The organism is Prevotella sp. P4-67 (assembly GCF_002251325.1).
In the GTDB taxonomy this organism is placed as follows: domain Bacteria; phylum Bacteroidota; class Bacteroidia; order Bacteroidales; family Bacteroidaceae; genus Prevotella.
In genome coordinates, this window is record NZ_NPJL01000033.1 from 32,511 (window position 1) to 49,890 (window position 17,380).

Genomic DNA, 17,380 nt, shown 5'->3' on the forward strand with positions numbered 1-17,380 from the left:
GTTATTCTTGTTTGTATATGGTGTCTATATAGTTTATGAATGCCTGGTTGCAAAGACGCGTTCCTCCAGGGGTAGGATAATTGCCCGTGAAATACCAGTCGCCTTTATGATGTGGAATGGCTTGCCTCAATCCGTCGATAGACTGGAACACAATCTCAATGGGTGTTGTAACTCCCTCAGGCCGGAGCATTTCCACTATCTTGCTGTTGATTTCTGCAACAGTAAACGGCTTGTACAAATCTCTCACACAGTTGCGCATCTGGGCTTTGGGCTTGTTCATCTCTGACTTGCAGTTGTTGTAGGTGTCGAGGATGAGCTGCTGCATGCCACGTTCTCTTATCAGTTCCATTGTCGCACGGAAAACGCAGAACTCTTCCAAGCGCGCCATGTCTATGCCGTAATAATCAGGATATCTTATCTGGGGCGCACTGCTTACCAGCACCATCTTCTTGGGATGCAAGCGGTCAAGAATGCGTATGATACTCTCCTTGAGCGTGGTTCCTCTTACGATACTGTCGTCTATTACCACGAGGTTGTCCCTGCCCTCATCTACGCTACCATAGGTAATGTCGTAGACATGTGATGCCAGGTCGTTGCGCGAATTGCCCTCTGTGATAAACGTGCGCAGCTTGATATCCTTCCATGCCACCTTCTCCATCCTTACAGACTCGGAGAGTATCCTGTCGAGCTCTTCGTGGGTGGGAATCCTTCCCAAGGATTGGATGGCAGCAATTTTTTTTTCATGCACATGTTTTTTGACCCCCTGTACGAGTCCGTAGAATGCCACCTCGGCAGTATTGGGGATGAACGAAAAGACAGTATGCTCCGTATCTCCCCCTACGGCTTCGAGTACAGGCTCGGTGAGAAGTTCACCTAATCTCTTGCGCTCCTGATAGATGTCCCGGTCAGACCCGCGCGAGAAATATATGCGCTCAAAAGAGCAGGCAGAATCTCCGGCTTGCTCTCTGATGCGCTCTATGCGGCATTGTCCGTTGCGCTTGACCAGCAGAGCCATTCCAGGTTCAAGTTCCTTAACCTGCTCGCAGGACAAATCGAATGTCGTCTGAAGCACGGGACGCTCAGAAGCCAACGCCACAATCTCATCATCTTTATAATAATAGGCTGGACGTATCCCCCAAGGGTCTCGCATTGAGAACATCTCTCCCGAACCGGTAATACCGCAGACTACATAGCCTCCATCAAAGTCGGCCATCGAAGTCTTGAGAACGTTAGCCATCTCCACATGGTCATCGATATAACGAGTAATGTCCTTGCCTTGAAGTCCTTCGTGTTGGGCATTGACAAAGTTGCGCTCCACTTCACGGTCCAATCTGTGACCCATCAGCTCAAGCATGATATAGCTGTCGCTGTATATTCGCGGACTTTGTCCCTGACTTGTAAGTCGTTCGAAAATCTCTTCTATGTTGGTCATATTGAAGTTGCCACACAAACAGAGATTCTTGGCTTTCCAGTTATTGCGTCGTAGGAATGGATGCACATATTGCAGTCCTCGTTTTCCCGTGGTCGAATACCTCAGATGTCCCATATAAAGCTGGCCCGCAAAGGGAAGACGCTGCTCTATATAGTCAGAATCGGCCATCTGTTCTGGAGTAACATCCTTGAAGTTCTCATGAACGGTAGCAAATATTTTGCGAATGGCGTCTTTACCCTCGGCACGTTCACGGAACATATATTCATGGCCAGGTTGAGTATCAAACTTCACGCATGCCAGTCCTGCGCCTTCCTGTCCGCGATTGTGCTGCTTCTCCATCATGAGGTATAGCTTATTGAGACCGTACATCCAAGTGCCATACTTGTGCTGATAATATGACAACGGCTTCAGTAGTCTCACCATAGCTACGCCACACTCGTGTTTCAATGTTTCCATGTGTTATCCCTTATATATTCAAAAAAATGAAGAATGTTATTATTACTTTCACACTCTTCATTTTTTTAGTCTTTTAATTTCTTACAATATTTACAATCAACGATGCCACCGAGGTAACGATACCAACAAACGAGAACCATAATGTGGTCGAACTGCCGATCCCTGAGTTCTTGGCTTTGACGCCATTGGGTTCGACATAGACGATATCGTTCTGCTGTAAATAATAATAAGGTGAATTGAATACATTCGCATCGTTGAGATTAATGATATGATACTCCTTCTGCCCAGTCTCTGACTCACGGATAAGTATCACATTGTCACGTTTGCCATAAATAGTCAGGTCGCCCGACTCAGCCAACGCTTCCATAATGCTCATCTTCTCGGTAGTGACGGCCACCACTCCTGGCTTGTTTACTTCGCCCAACACTGTAACGTGATAACTTGACATCCTCACGGTCACAACAGGAGTCTCGGTCTTAGAGAGATATGGAGAAATTTTCTTGACAATAAGGTCCTGGCATTGTGTCTTGGTAAGACCTTGCACATGTATCTTGCCTACAATTGGGAAATTGATGTTACCATCGTTGTCAACAAGATAACCTTGCAACGAGCCGGCTCCAGAAGACAACTGTCCAGTTGGGTTGATAACATTGCTTACTGCAAGATTGAATGGCAAAGCCGCTTCAGGTGTCTGTGTGTTCACCGTGATTGTCAACATATCTTTAGGCAGAATCTTGGCATCATATAAACCCTTCGACTTGTCGAAATCCACTGACTGGATATTCTGGAAATATGCCACCTTTTTACTACTGCTACAGCCTGCCAAGACCAGCAATGCCATCAGCAAGACAAACGAAATCGTTTTACATTTCATATCGGTATCGAGTATTTATAAACTTTTTGCAAAAATACTACTATTTTTTCAAAGTGGCAAAAGAAACTGGATGAAATATAAATAATAATGGTGATTATGTGGTTATCGCAATGGCCCCTACACTCGTCGGAGCCAGAAATGAGCTGGATATATGCAACTGCAAGGAATCTGTAACAACTTTTTAACAGCGGCTTACGACCGTTGTCATAAAAAAGCAGTAACTTTGCAACAAAATTGATTATAGACAATGCATTATTCAGAATTATTATTCTTTGCAGGCTTCGTAATATTCATAGTAGCCATACTTCTCGTAGATATGTTCGCCATCGACCGTAAGGCACACGTTGTTTCTATCCGCGAGGCGGGTATATGGACCACGGTGTGGATTGTGTTGGCACTGCTTTTCGGTGTATTCCTCTGGTTTCATGGTGACATGATTCATGGCATACACACGATGGATGACCTGCAGGAAGTGTCGCGTAGGTACGCCACCCACCTAAATCTGGACGGAGTTAGTCTGGAAGATGGCATTGTCCTGTACCGCCACAATATGGCTATGTCGTACATAACGGGTTATCTTATCGAAAAGATGCTCTCTGTAGACAACCTCTTCGTTATGATGATGATATTCACCTCGTTCAAGGTTCAGAACACCGAGTTTCAACATGTCCTGAATTGGGGTATCTTTGGAGCCATCATCATGCGCTTCATATTCATATTTGCTGGCGCAGCCATCCTCACACGCTTTGAGTGGATACTTATGATTTTCGGTTTCTTCCTTGTTTATAGTGCATACAAGATGTACCGTGACCGTAACAAGAAAGACGATGCCGATGCCTCCAAACAAGGATTGGTTAGGTTCCTTTCCAAGCATTTCAGAGTCTACCCGCAGTTCGCAGGCGACCATTTCTTGGTGAGAGCCAAGAAAGTTGGCAAAGAGTATGTCATGGCGGCTAAGCAACAGGGCGGAAAATGGCATATTACGCCTCTGCTTGTCACTGTATTCGTAATCGAATTAAGCGACTTGATATTCGCTTTCGACAGCATTCCTGCCGTCTTCTCTGTATCGCTTGACCCCTACGTGGTCTTCTTCTCCAATATATTTGCCATATTGGGACTGAGAGCTATGTTCTTCCTTCTCTCCGCCATAGCCGACAAGTTTATTTATCTCAAGACTGGTGTTTGCATTCTCTTGCTTTTCATCGGTATAAACCTCATCATTAGCGATTTTGTACACATCGACAATCTCTGGTCTCTTGGCTTTATCCTTGTGGTGCTTGTAGGCAGCATAGCCTTCTCCATGCTCAAGCCTCGAACAATTGAGCAGAAGTAAGTTGAACGTCATTAGACGGAAGGTGCATATTACATAAAAATGCTAAAGTATAATGGTTTCCTATTTGTAGAGCCATTATACTTTAGCATTTTAGCATGGATTGAGACCGAATGTACTAATCTCCAGTATATTGTCGCAAGGCAGCAATTAAAGCCGTATTCTCACTCTTGGTACCAACAGTAATACGCAGGCAATCGTTACACAATTTTACACGCGTGCGATTACGCACGATGATACCCTTCTCCACAAGATAATCATAGATTTTCTGTGCATTGGTCATTTTAGCGAGAAAGAAATTGGCATCAGTTGGATAAACACCATGACAACAAGACAATTCGACAAATGCCTTCATCGTACGAGTGCGCTCTGTCAGTAATACGTCTATCCATTGTTCTACCTCAAATGGATCAGAGAGCATTTCCATCGCCTTAAGCTGGGTGAGATAGTTGACATTGTAGGGATATTTCACCTTATTAAATATGTCCATCACTTCCTTTCCGGCAAAAGCCATACCGAGTCGGATGGCTGCACAGCCCCATGCCTTACTCATAGTATTGAGTACAATCAGATTAGGGTATCGTTCCAGTTCTGCCCTGAATGGTTTGACTTTGGAGAAATCACTGTATGCTTCATCAACCACAACCATGCCGTCAAAACCATTGATGACCTTCTCGATTTCATCCCTGTCGAGATTGTTTCCAGTAGGATTGTTAGGGCTACATATCCAGATTAACTTAGTATGGTTATCACAGGTGTTCAGCAACTTGTCTGCCTTTATCTGGAAATTGCCTTCCAAATCAACGGCACGATATTCCACATCATTGATGTCGGCACATACGCGATACATACCATAAGTTGGCTCGATGGCAACCACGTTGTCAATTCTTGGTTCGCAGAATACACGATAGCAAAGGTCTATTGCTTCGTCGGAACCATTACCCAAAAATATACATTCAGGACTGACATGTTTGACTTTGGCAATCTTTGCTTTAAGTTCGAGCTGCAACGGGTCCGGATAACGGTTCAGAGGATTGTTGAACGGGTTCTCGTTGGCATCGAGAAAAACTTTGGCCTCGTGTCCATTATATTCATTGCGCGCACAGGTATAGGGCGCCAGACTCTGTATGTTTTTGCGTACTAAACTATTTAAACTCTTCATTTTTACAGATTGGTTAAACGCACACGCATGGCATTGGCATGTGCTTCAAGTTGCTCATTCTCTGCCATAGTGACTACGGCTTGACCGATAGAATCTACGCCCTGACGTGACAGATGTTGGAAAGTTATCTTGCGACAGTAGCTGTCAAGATTGACTCCATTGTATGCCTTGGCATAGCCATGAGTGGGCAGAGTATGATTAGTGCCACTGGCATAATCACCAGCACTCTCGCAGGCATATTGTCCAAGGAACACACTGCCTGCGTTGACAACCTTTTCAGACAGTTCCTTGTAGTCTGCCGTAGCTATAATCAGATGTTCTGGAGCATAGGCGTTACTTATTGCCATGGCTTCTGCCGTGTCATGCACCAAAACAAATTTGCTATTCTCCAATGCTTTGACAGCAATCTGTTTGCGTGGAAGAACTTCAAGTTGAGATTTAATCTCGGCAATGATTTCATCCAACATCATTTCCGATGTTGTGATGAGCAATACCTGTGAGTCAATGCCATGTTCTGCCTGTGATAATAAATCTGCAGCTACAAATATAGGATTGCTTGTGTCGTCTGCGATGACGCAAACCTCCGATGGACCTGCAGGCATATCAATGGCGACATCGGTAAGTGACACATGTTGCTTGGCAGCCATAACATATTGGTTGCCGGGACCAAATATCTTATATACCTTTGGCACCGTTTCTGTACCATAAGCCATGGCTCCGATTGCCTGTACTCCGCCTATCTTGAATATTTCTGTCACGCCAGCTATCTTGGCCGCCATAAGGATGGCGGGATTTACTTTTCCTTCTTTGTTTGGCGGGGTACAGATGACAATATCCTTGCAACCAGCAATTTTGGCAGGAGTTGCCAACATTAGAACCGTAGAGAACAAGGGAGCAGTGCCACCTGGGATATAAAGTCCTACCTTATCGATAGGCATACTTTTCTGCCAGCAGTCGACTCCGGGACATGTCTCAACGTGATGGCTCTGAAAGCGTTGGCATTCATGAAAGGAATAGATGTTATGATAGGCTGTCAAGAGTGCATTCTTCAGCTCGTCATCTATCAAGCCTTCAGCTTCATTGATTTCGTCTGCGCTCACTTTCAGGCTATCCAATTCGACATGGTCAAACTTGGACTCGTATTTTCTTACTGCTTCATCGCCATTAGCGTTGATATCTGCCAACACATCTTTTACCACCTCCGCAAGTTGTTGGGTATCCAGATGAGGTCGGGCCGATATCTTTTCCCAGTCCGTTGCGGCAGGATAGTGAAAATACTCGCCATAGATGGTTTTCTCTCTATTCATCCGTTCTTTCGTTTAGATGTTCTATAAAATCATTTTCTCTATCGGGGTAACCAAGATTCCTTGTGCCCCAAGTTCTTTGAGTTTACCTATGATTTCCCAGAATCGCTTTTGGCTTAACACAGTATGAACCGAGCACCACGCATCGTCTGCCAGAGGAATTATGGTAGGGCTTTTCAAGCCGGGAAGAACATTGATGATTTCTTCCAGCCGATTTTTGGGAACATTCATTCTGACATACTTCTTGTCTTCTGCATTCTTTACTGCCGAGAAACGGAACAGCATTTCTTTCAGGACGCTCTTCTTGTGTTCGTCCATCGACTTGTTGCCGATAAGAAGGGCCTCGCTCTCCATGACTACTTCCACCTCACGCAAGTTGTTGCTCACAAGTGTCGAACCGCTGCTGACGATATCGAAGATGGCATCTGCCAGTCCTATTCCAGGTGATATTTCCACACTTCCAGTAATTACATGAATCTCCGCATTGATGTTGTTCTTATTCAGGAAATCTTTCAGAATGACAGGATAAGAAGTAGCGATTTTCTTGTTGTTAAACCATTTCAGCCCTTGATAGTCGATATCTTTGGGAATAGCGAGCGACAGCCGGCATTTGCTAAAGCCCAGACGCGACACGATATCCGAACCGCCACCTCTTTCTATATATTCATTCTCTCCTACTACTCCAAGGTCGGCAACCCCCGTAGCTACGCTTTGGGGAATGTCGTCATCACGCAAATATAACACTTCGACAGGGAAATTGGTTGACTGTACCAATAATGTACGTTTGGATGCGCTTATTTTTATATCTGCCTCTGCAAGCAGTGACATTGTGTCTTCATACAAGCGGCCTTTGGATTGTACTGCTATCCTTAACATAACATACTATAATAATTAGTGTTGATTATCATGAAAATTGTAATGCAAAAGTAGATAAAATGTTTCATTAATCCAAATAATGTAGTAACTTTGTACTAATTATGCGATTAGACAAATATTTATTCATAATTTTTGCGCTTTTGTTCATGGCTTGTCAGCATGACAAGAAGGTTGAGCAAACGCCCTGGGGCACGAGTCTTGAGACCAATACAGACTCTATATCCACCGACTATACTTTTAACGATATCCTCAACAATGGCGAGATTATTATGCTCACCCTTTCCGGCCCTCAGACCTATTACGAATATCATGGCAGAGGTATGGGAACTCAGTATCTGCTTTGCGAAAAGTTTGCACAGACACTTGGAGTATCGCTCCGCGTTGAAGTATGTAAAGATACGGCAGAACTTGTCCATCGGTTGAAGCAAGGCGAGGGCGACATTGCCGCCATCCCACTCCCCCATTCCATCCATGGCATAAAGTTTTGTGGTGTTTCTTACCCCAAGGACAAAACCAGTTGGGCAGTAGGCGATGCTAATACGGCTCTTGCCGATACCCTTAACCGCTGGTTCAAACCGGTAATGATTACCCAGATAATCAAGGAACAAGAGTTTGCCCTCTCCACCCATAGTATCAAGCGTCATGTCTATTCCCCCATGCTCGACAAGGGCGCTGGTATCATTTCCAAATACGACCATCTATTCCAGAAGTATGCCCCCGTGGCGCGCATAGACTGGAGATTGCTTGCTGCCCAATGTTATCAGGAATCTACATTTGACCCCAAGGCGCGCAGTTGGGCTGGTGCATGTGGTCTCATGCAGATTATGCCCGAAACAGCTGACCACATAGGCTTGCCAAGACATCTGTTGTATGAACCCGAAGCTAATATTGCCGCTGCGGTAAAATACATCGCACAGCTCAATGAAAAATTCAGAGATGTTCCCGACAAAGCGGAAAGAAACAATTTCGTCTTGGCCAGTTACAATGGCGGCTATCATCATATTCGCGATGCGATGGCTTTGGCCAAGAAGCATGGCAAGGCGCCACACCACTGGAGAGATGTAGCTGGCTTTGTATTGGGGCTGCGCGAATCTCGTTTCTATAACGACCCGATTGTTAAATATGGGTATATGCGTGGTCACGAAACCGTAGATTATGTCGAACGGATTCATGCAAGATATGGCCAATATCGTGGCTCTGCCTCTTCGTGTTCTTTCCAGGGTAGTTACGACAATCTTGAGCCACAACGAGCCAAAAAGAAATATAAATATCACATTTGATTGCATATTCATTAAACTCACGACGACATTCTACGTCTTAATTAATAGAGTACATTAACAAATAAACAATTAAAAAGAAAATTATGAAAAAGTTCGTATTGACATTATTAGCCTCAGTGCTGATAGGAACAAGTGTTAACGCTCAGGAAGCGAAGTGTGGCTCTTGCAAGAAGCAGGATAAGGCTCAGCACAAGACTGAGATGATGGCCCAGAAGCTCGGTTTGGATGAGGCTCAGAAAGCCAAGGTTCTGGAACTCAACAAGAATTTTGAATTGAAGCTGCAGTCTGCAGTCTGCGAAGGCAAGCACGCTGAGAAGAAAGATTGCTGCGGCAAGGGTGAGCATAAGAATGAAGGCACTTGCAAGAAAGATGAGAAGAAGCAAGATGGCTGCTGCGACAAGAAAGACGAACAGAAGAAAGACGGTTGCTGCGATAAGAAGGTAGAGACCGAGAAGAAGTGCTCCAAGGAAAATCATGCCGCCGGCGAAGGCCACTGCAAGAAGCAGCAGGGCCAGCATCATCACAAGAAGATGTGTCCCAAGAAGATGAAGCAGCTGCACGAAGAATATATGAAGGAACTTCAGACCATCCTGAATGCTGAGCAGATTGCCAAACTGAAGGAAAACTGCAAAAGCTGCGACCACCACAAGAAGGAAGAGCAGAAGTGTGAAAAGTAATCACCATGCCATCATGAATATGGCTTGACTCATTAATCATAGATTAAGACTTACAGCCTCAGGACACCTGTTGTCCTGAGGTTTTTTCATAGATGTATGTATCATTGCTTACCAGAACACCATGCTGAGATGGACGGAAAACGTGGAGAACGAACAAAAAAACATGGCATTATTTCTCCATGCCTCAATTTTTGACTACCTTTGCATGTATCATAATAATAACAATCATAAGAATGAATAAGAACTTATTTATTTCCATGGCAGCAATTGCCTTGATGACAAGCTGTAGTTCCACCCAGAAGATGGCGTCAGTGGCTGATTTGTCTGGCGAATGGACGATAGAACGTATCAACGGTAGTGCAATAGACAAAAAAGCCGGAGATGAGATACCCTTCTTAGGGTTTAACACCAAGGACAAGCGAGTTTATGGTAACACGGGGTGCAACAGCCTTACAGGTCTGCTCAAAACAAAGAACAACAAAATAGACCTCAGTGGTATGGGATGCACGCTCATGATGTGCGCCGATATGACCAATGAGCAGAAGGTATTGAAGGCTCTGGACAAGGTGAAGCGATTTGACGTCAACAACGATGGAGAGTTGGTGCTGACAGATAATGCCAATAGCGAGATATTTTTGTTGAAAAAGAAAAAGTAATAAGTTATGAATAGAGCTCAACTTACAGCACAGATTGCCGAAAAGGCTGGAGTATCCAAAGCCCAGGCCGGCAAACTTCTGAACACAGTATTAGGCTGTATAGCCGACAACATCTGCGAGGGAGACGGCGAGGTGGCCATTCCCGATTTCGGCCGTTTCTATATCAAGAGCTGCCAGGCACGTACAGGTTTCAATCCCAACACCAAAGAGCGTATTGAAATCGAAGCCCATGATAAAATTGCCTTTAAGGCTTCTGACAATATGGCCATTTACAGTCGCAAGCATTCTGCAGAGTAATCTGCAAGGTGTATATTAAATGGAAAAGTCGCTTATCTTGCTTGTAGATAAGCGACTTTTATCATTTGTCAAGTTTATAGAAATCTATAAGGGTCCTATCCTTTGATTTCTCGTTCTTGCCTATTTCTTGGTCAGCGACTTCAGCCACTTCATAGGCTTTTTGAGCAAGCCGGAAATACCCGAAGCATCTTTCTTCTCAGTTTTTGCACGCTCCTGGCGAGCTGGAGTTGTCATCTGCGGTTTTGCATTCACAGTTCCGTCTTTCTTCACAGAGTTTGGACGACGATGCTTTGGCTTGTTATACTTTTTATCCTTGGGTTTGTCGCTCTTGTCTCTTGCCTTGTCACCCTTGACCTTTGCCTTGTCGCCTTTATCCTGCTGGTTGACGGGCTTGTCCATAGCTGGCTGGCTGGGCTTGTTGTCAGGGTTGCGTCTTCTTCTGTTTTTGCCATTATCTCCCTTGTCGGCAGACTTCTGCTTTTCCTTGACTTCGTTAGACTGTCTGTTCTGCTCCTTGCCACTTTCAGAGTCCTTGCGAGGCTTGTGCTTATGGGCATTCTGGTCTCTGCTCTTGCGGCGAATTGATTTGGCCTTAGCCTTGACCACCTTGTATTCTGGACCTTCCATACCTTCAGGAAGAGGATTTTTCTCAACTTCTTTTTCGAGGAACTTCTCTATGTCTTTGAAGGCAGCGATATCCAGATCGCTGACAAAAGTGATGGCGGCACCATCACGGTCTGCACGCGCGGTACGACCAATACGGTGTACATAGTCTTCTGCATCGTGTGGCACATCATAATTGATGACCATAGCGATGTCGTCGATATCTATTCCGCGTGCCACAATATCGGTAGCTACGAGCACATCTATCTGTCCGCTCTTAAATTTGAACATGATATCGTCACGCTCAGCCTGCGAAAGGTCTGAGTGCATCTCTCCCACAGAAATCTTGGCCTTGGTCAGTGCGCGACTTACCTCCTTTACCTTGGTCTTCTTTCCGCAGAAGATTATCACGCGCTTCAGTTCATCCTGCTTGAACAGCCATTTGATAATCGATATCTTCTGGGGCTCGTAACACAGGTAAGCGCTCTGCTTGATTTTCTCAGCCGGTTTGCTTACGGCGAGTTTGATGACCACAGGGTCTTTCAGTAGAGTCTTTGCCAGGTCCTCTATCTTCTTCGGCATGGTGGCCGAGAACATAATTACCTGGCAGTCCTTTGGCAACAGCTTGGCTATGGTCAGAATATCTTCCGAAAAGCCCATATCCAACATTCTGTCGGCTTCATCAAGGATGAAGAATGACGTCTTGCTCAAATCTACATTACCTATATTAATATGGCTGATAAATCGTCCGGGAGTTGCGATTACGACGTCAGCGCCCATACGCATACCCTTGGTTTCCTGGTCAAAACGGTTACCATCGTTGCCACCATATACAGGCACGCTACTTACTCCGTTGAGATAGTAGCCGAAACCTTGGAACGCTTGGTCTATCTGTTGCGCCAGCTCGCGGGTCGGCGACATGATGACACAATTGATGGAGTCCTTGGGATAGCCTCCGCTATCCAACTTGGAGAGTATGGGCAGCAGATAGGCTGCCGTCTTTCCGGTTCCAGTCTGTGCTACTCCCAGCACATCACGGCCTTTGAGTATTTCAGGAATACAGTTTTCCTGAACAGGAGTACACTCTTCGAAATGCATATCATAGAGTGCATCCAATACGTTGTCATTTAAATCTAATTCGTCAAAATACATATTCTACTAACTTAATGGCTTACAGCCAATGTAATACTAATTGGGAGCCTGTCGATAGCAATAATAAGCTACACAGGCAAATATAACATTAGGAATCCATGCCGCCAGGAACGGTGGGAATCCAGCGTTGATTGCAAATGTTGAAGATACGGTCTGCAGCATAATGTAGGTGAAACTCAGAGCCAGACCTATACCCAAATACAAGCCCATACCGCCCTTTCGCTTGCGTGATGACAATGAGAATCCAATGATTGTCAGGATAAATGACGCAAACGACGACGCTATTCGTTTATGATATTCCACCTGGTATTGCACCACATTGCCACTACCACGGTCTATCTGCTTGGAAATGTAGTCTTTCAGCTCAGGACTGGTAAACGTCTCCTGCTGGCCCTTTGAGTAGACCAGGTCGGTAGGCTCCATCTGTATCAGCGTATCAAGTTTAGTGCCACTCGTAATACGCTCTTTGAGGCCTTTGAGCTGTCTTATTTTCCAGTTGCTGGCTGTCCAGTGGAACTTTGAATCAGAGATGGTGTCATATTGTATCTCCATAGCTGTCAGGTGACTTACCAGCTTCTTGTTTTCGAACTTGTCCAAAGAGAAACCGTAACCTTTCTTCTGGTTGTTGTCATAGTGCTGTATGTAGGCGATAATGCCCTTACCCACCTGCAGCTGCACGTTCTCGGCCGAGGTGTTCTTGGTGCGGTTTTTGTATTTTGCCTCAAAGTTCTGTCTGATTACCGTACCATGGGGGATGACATAGGCACTGAGATAATAAGACAGCATGGCAATAAGCACACAGGAGAACATATAGGGACGCAGCAGACGCTTGAAGGATACACCAGCCGCCAACATCGCTACAATCTCCGAATTGCTTGTCAGTTTAGATGTAAAGAATATTACGGCGATGAAGACAAACAACGGGCTGAACAGATTAGAGAAATAAGGAACGAAGTTGACATAATAGTCAAAGACAATGGCTTCGAGCGGAGCATGGAAACGGCTGAATTTCTCCAGGTTCTCGTTGACGTCAAAGACGATTGCCAACGAGATTATCAGCGCGATGGCAAATACATAAGTACCAATAAACTTACGGACAATATACCAGTCGAGTCGCTTCAGATAATTGGATGGACTGAGAAAACGCAGCCACTTCAATTGCCTGTACACTTTATGCAGCACATTGCGCACGCCAGCGGTGTGGTCGTATAGCCATTTGATAAGTCTATGCATCCACACTGGATGGGTGCTTATCCATCTGGCTATCTTATAGCGCGTAAAGTGACGTCTTAAATCTCTAATGTTAGCCATATCAGATTCTCCTTCCTAACAGTTCTACTATGCTGTTCTTCCACTGCATGAAATCACCTTGTTCGATATGCTTGCGGGCATCGGTGACCAGACGAAGATAGAATGCCAAGTTGTGGATACTTGCTATCTGCATAGCCAACAGCTCCTGAGCCTTAAACAGATGGTGAAGGTAGGCCTTGGTATACACCAGGTCGGTTTCGCAACCGTCAGGGTCAATGGGGCTGAAGTCCATTTCCCATTTCTTGTTGCGCATGTTCATCGTACCCTGGTAGGTGAAGAGCATGGCATTGCGACCGTTGCGCGTAGGCATTACGCAGTCAAACATATCCACGCCTCGGGCGATGGCTTCCAGTATGTTTTCGGGCGTACCCACACCCATGAGGTATCGGGGCTTGGCCTTGGGCAGAATGTCATTGACCACCTCTATCATCTCATACATTACCTCCTTGGGCTCTCCTACTGCCAGACCGCCGATGGCATTGCCGTCGGCACCTTTGTCAGCCACAAACTTGGCAGCTTCACGACGCAGGTCCTTGTAGGTACATCCCTGAACAATGGGGAACAGGCTCTGCTTGTAGCCATACAGGGGCTCGGTTTCCTCGAAGCGTTTGATACAGCGGTCCAGCCATCTGTGGGTAAGGCCGAGGCTTTTCTTGGCGTATTCATAGTCGCTCTTTCCAGGAGGACACTCATCGAGCGCCATCATGATGTCGGCACCAATCACGCGTTCAGTGTCCATCACATTTTCAGGAGTGAAGATATGCTTGGAGCCATCGATATGAGAACGGAACTCACAACCCTCTTCACGCAGTTTTCTTATACCGGTCAGAGAGAAGACCTGAAAACCGCCACTGTCGGTGAGGATAGGTTTCTCCCAACCGTTGAAACCGTGCAGACCACCAGCCTTACGGAGCACCTCAAGTCCGGGTCTGAGATACAGATGATAGGTGTTGCCAAGGATAATCTGGGCCTTCACCTGTTGGCGAAGCTCTTCAAAATGCACACCCTTGACAGTGCCACACGTACCTACCGGCATGAATATCGGGGTTTTTATCTGGCCGTGGTCGGTGGTTATGATACCCGTGCGGGCATCACTGTATGTATCTGTATGTTGTAGTTCAAACGTCATTTCTTTATCGTCTTCGTTATTTCTCTTTCTTGTCTTCTTCTATATCAAAGTGTACCGCATTGGCTACCTTCTCATCCAGCAAGGCATAGTCCCACACATCCTGAATATTCTCCACATAGTGGAAGTTTACTCCTTCAAGATACATGGCGGGTATCTCTTCGATATCCTTGCGGTTGTCCGCACACATCAGTATATCTGTAATTCCCGCACGCTTGGCTGCCAGGATTTTCTCCTTGATGCCACCCACAGGCAGCACCTTGCCTCTCAGGGTAATCTCGCCTGTCATGGCTGTGTTCTTTCTTACCTTGCGCTGGGTGATGGCCGAAGCTATCGAGGTGGCGATGGTGATACCAGCCGATGGGCCGTCTTTGGGCGTAGCGCCCTCTGGCACATGGATATGCATATTGTACTGGTCGAATATGCGGTAGTCTACATTCAGGCGTTCAGCATGGGCCTTGACATATTCAAGTGCAATAACGGCACTTTCCTTCATGACATCACCCAGATTACCTGTCAGGGTGAGCTTGCCTGCCCTACCCTTGCTGAGCGATGTTTCGATGAAGAGTATTTCGCCTCCCACGCTTGTCCAGGCCAGGCCTGTCACCACTCCAGCATAGGCATTGCCCTGATAGATGTCGCGATAGAAAGGTGGCTTGCCCAACAGGCCTTCCAGTTCTTTGGGTGTCACCTTCTTCAATGGCAGAGAGCCTTCTTTAGCCATCTGATATGCCATCTTGCGCAGAGACTTGTTGATCTGCTTTTCCAACTGGCGCACACCGCTTTCGCGTGTATATCGCTCGATGATGGTTTCGAGGGCAGCCTTGGTGAAGGTAGGTTTCTCGCCGACCTTGACAAAGCCATTGTTTTCCAGTTCGCGGGGAACCAGATGGCGCTTGGCTATCTCTATTTTTTCCTCGGTGATATATCCGCTCACCTCTATGATTTCCATACGGTCGAGCAGAGGACGGGGAATGGTGTTCAGCTCATTGGCTGTGGCTATAAACATGGCTTTGGACAGGTCGTAATCGACATCGAGATAATTGTCGTGGAAAGCCGTGTTCTGTTCAGGGTCAAGCACCTCAAGCAGAGCCGACGAGGGGTCGCCATTGTGCGTGTTCTGTGTAATCTTGTCAATCTCGTCGAGGATGAAGACGGGGTTGGAAGAACCTGCCTTCTGGATGCTCTTGATGATACGGCCGGGCATGGCACCGATATACGTACGGCGGTGACCTCTGATTTCAGACTCGTCATGGAGTCCGCCCAGTGACACGCGCACATACTTGCGGCGCAAGGCCGAAGCGATGCTCTTGCCAAGACTGGTCTTGCCCACACCGGGAGGACCGTAAAGGCAGATGATGGGCGACTTGAGGTCACCTCTTAATTTAAGCACGGCAATATACTCGAGGATGCGCTCTTTCACTTTCTCCATGCCATAGTGGTCATGGTCGAGAATGCGCTGCGCACGCTTGAGGTCCAGGTCGTCCTGGGTGTACTCGCCCCAAGGCAGAGACACATAGGTCTGCAGGTAGTTGAGTTGCACACTGTAGTCAGGACTTTGGGGGTTAAGTATGTCGAGTTTTTCCAGCTCTTTCTCAAAAACTTTAGCCACTTCGCTCGACCATTTCTTATTGCGGGCTTTCTCTTCGAGCTCTCTCTTCTCGGGCGAGCCTTCGCCACGGCCCAGCTCTTCCTTGATGTTCTTGATCTGCTGCTGCAGGAAGTACTCGCGCTGCTGTTCGTCGAGCTCTTCACGCGTCTTCATACGAATCTGATTGCGCAACTGCAGGAACTGCAGCTCGCGGTTGAGCAGGCGCAAGGTGTTGAGCGCACGGTCCATCAGGTTGCTCTCCTCGAGAAGCTCCATCTTGTCTTTTACCGAGAACGGCAGAGCCGTGCAGAGGAAGTTGAGACTGATTATGGGACTATGGATGTTATCAATAGAGAACACCATCTCGTCTGCCAGCTCGTCATTCTTATGGATAAACTCCTTTGAGGCGGCCACCAGGTCTATCATGGCAGTATTGAATGCCTTGTCGTTGACATCGGGCATGATTTCCGAGCGTTCTGATACGGCTCCACAGAGATAGGGACGCGTCTTCTCGATGCTGTCCAGGTGGCAACGGCCCATCATTTGGAAGATGGCGGTACAGTTTTCACTACCAGGAAGCTCGATGCGTCTTACCAGTTTGGCATAACAGCCATAGCGATAGAGGTCTTCCTCGCGAGGATGCTCTATATCAGGGTTCTTCTGTGAGAAGATGGCTATGAGTGTGCCGGGGTGCTTATCCAGATAGTTGAGGAGGTTTACACTCTGCTCGCGGCCTACGAGAATAGGCGAAATGACGGCAGGGAACATCACCATATTGCGTGTTGCCAGAATTGGAACAACCCCTTCCGGTGTCGTACCATAGAGGTTGGTGATATCTCCATCATACTCTGCTATCATCTGTATTGATGCTTTATTTCTTTCGTCCATTATGGTTCGCTTTCAATTTGAACTGCAAAGTTAGTCATTTTTATTCAATTTAAGGTTATCTCAGTTTCTTATTTTATAATAAGTAACTAAAAACTATTGATATCGTTCAGTTTTAAGAAATCACGCCGTCATGACCGCGCGATTTGAGGACGAGATTGATGCGACTATCTTCCGACCTTAGTGGCATAGGTTATTCATGCGGGCAGAGCCACGAGGGGACTCCCGAAACCATCTTTTGGAATAAAATGACCATTGTGCATAGAAAAAATGGATGAACTTGAAAAGAGAGTCATAATAAATTATTAAATTTGCATCGTCATAGCAACTGCTACTTGGACGCTGAGCGGCACACTTGACACCTACAC

14 protein-coding genes are annotated in these 17,380 nt (G+C 46.2%); 5 read left to right on the forward strand and 9 right to left on the reverse strand.

The features are described from left to right. Nucleotide 1 precedes the first annotated feature (1 nt). Complete coding sequence (locus CIK92_RS04980; protein WP_094388360.1) at nt 2-1,888, reverse strand: amidophosphoribosyltransferase; 1,887 nt, start codon at nt 1,886-1,888, stop codon at nt 2-4. Between the two features lie 73 nt (nt 1,889-1,961). Continuing rightward, nucleotides 1,962-2,762, reverse strand: a complete 801-nt coding sequence (locus CIK92_RS04985) for a polysaccharide biosynthesis/export family protein (protein ID WP_094388361.1) — start codon at nt 2,760-2,762, stop codon at nt 1,962-1,964. A gap of 247 nt (nt 2,763-3,009) precedes the next feature. Between CIK92_RS04985 and CIK92_RS04990 the strand changes: the two genes are divergently transcribed. Next, the gene (locus tag CIK92_RS04990) at nt 3,010-4,095 is read left to right on the forward strand and encodes a TerC/Alx family metal homeostasis membrane protein (RefSeq protein WP_094388362.1); all 1,086 of its coding nucleotides are present in this window, start codon (nt 3,010-3,012) and stop codon (nt 4,093-4,095) included. Nucleotides 4,096-4,210: 115 nt separating this feature from the next. Here the strand turns inward: CIK92_RS04990 and hisC are convergent, their stop codons facing one another. The 3 genes from hisC to hisG are packed head-to-tail and all read right to left on the reverse strand — an operon-like array spanning nt 4,211 to nt 7,434. Then, nucleotides 4,211-5,254 carry a histidinol-phosphate transaminase gene (hisC, locus tag CIK92_RS04995; protein ID WP_094388363.1) on the reverse strand — a complete coding sequence of 348 codons (1,044 nt, stop codon included), beginning with the start codon at nt 5,252-5,254 and terminating at the stop codon, nt 4,211-4,213. A gap of 2 nt (nt 5,255-5,256) precedes the next feature. Beyond that, the gene (gene hisD / locus CIK92_RS05000; RefSeq protein WP_094388364.1) at nt 5,257-6,561 is read right to left on the reverse strand and encodes a histidinol dehydrogenase; all 1,305 of its coding nucleotides are present in this window, start codon (nt 6,559-6,561) and stop codon (nt 5,257-5,259) included. 21 nt (nt 6,562-6,582) lie between these two features. Continuing rightward, entirely contained in the window at nt 6,583-7,434 is an 852-nt protein-coding gene (gene hisG / locus CIK92_RS05005; protein ID WP_094386384.1) for an ATP phosphoribosyltransferase, read from the reverse strand. Between the two features lie 146 nt (nt 7,435-7,580). Here hisG and CIK92_RS05010 point away from each other — a divergent pair, with 146 nt between their 5' ends. The 4 genes from CIK92_RS05010 (at nt 7,581) to CIK92_RS05025 (ending at nt 10,344) form a co-directional block, all read left to right on the forward strand. Then, nucleotides 7,581-8,714 carry a transglycosylase SLT domain-containing protein gene (locus CIK92_RS05010; RefSeq protein ID WP_173823801.1) on the forward strand — a complete coding sequence of 378 codons (1,134 nt, stop codon included), beginning with the start codon at nt 7,581-7,583 and terminating at the stop codon, nt 8,712-8,714. Nucleotides 8,715-8,797: 83 nt separating this feature from the next. After that, nucleotides 8,798-9,391, forward strand: coding sequence for a hypothetical protein (locus CIK92_RS05015; protein ID WP_144007788.1), 594 nt, complete (start codon nt 8,798-8,800; stop codon nt 9,389-9,391). Nucleotides 9,392-9,624: 233 nt separating this feature from the next. Continuing rightward, nucleotides 9,625-10,047 carry an META domain-containing protein gene (locus CIK92_RS05020; protein ID WP_158214738.1) on the forward strand — a complete coding sequence of 141 codons (423 nt, stop codon included), beginning with the start codon at nt 9,625-9,627 and terminating at the stop codon, nt 10,045-10,047. Nucleotides 10,048-10,053: 6 nt separating this feature from the next. Further along, entirely contained in the window at nt 10,054-10,344 is a 291-nt protein-coding gene (locus CIK92_RS05025) for an HU family DNA-binding protein (protein WP_022310985.1), read from the forward strand. Nucleotides 10,345-10,464: 120 nt separating this feature from the next. On the opposite strand, the gene CIK92_RS05030 is transcribed toward CIK92_RS05025, so the two are convergent. Genes CIK92_RS05030 through lon form a run of 4 tightly spaced genes read right to left on the reverse strand, consistent with a single transcriptional unit; the run spans nt 10,465 to nt 17,015 of the window. Beyond that, on the reverse strand, nt 10,465-12,099 hold the full coding sequence (locus CIK92_RS05030; RefSeq protein ID WP_094388368.1) for a DEAD/DEAH box helicase: 1,635 nt from the start codon (nt 12,097-12,099) through the stop codon (nt 10,465-10,467). Between the two features lie 36 nt (nt 12,100-12,135). After that, nucleotides 12,136-13,410 (reverse strand): LptF/LptG family permease, encoded by a 1,275-nt coding sequence (locus CIK92_RS05035; protein ID WP_022310987.1) that lies wholly within the window; start codon nt 13,408-13,410, stop codon nt 12,136-12,138. 1 nt (nt 13,411) lies between these two features. Continuing rightward, complete coding sequence (gene tgt / locus CIK92_RS05040; RefSeq protein ID WP_094388369.1) at nt 13,412-14,539, reverse strand: tRNA guanosine(34) transglycosylase Tgt; 1,128 nt, start codon at nt 14,537-14,539, stop codon at nt 13,412-13,414. Nucleotides 14,540-14,555: 16 nt separating this feature from the next. Continuing rightward, the gene (lon, locus tag CIK92_RS05045) at nt 14,556-17,015 is read right to left on the reverse strand and encodes an endopeptidase La (protein WP_094388370.1); all 2,460 of its coding nucleotides are present in this window, start codon (nt 17,013-17,015) and stop codon (nt 14,556-14,558) included. Nucleotides 17,016-17,380: the final 365 nt, after the last annotated feature.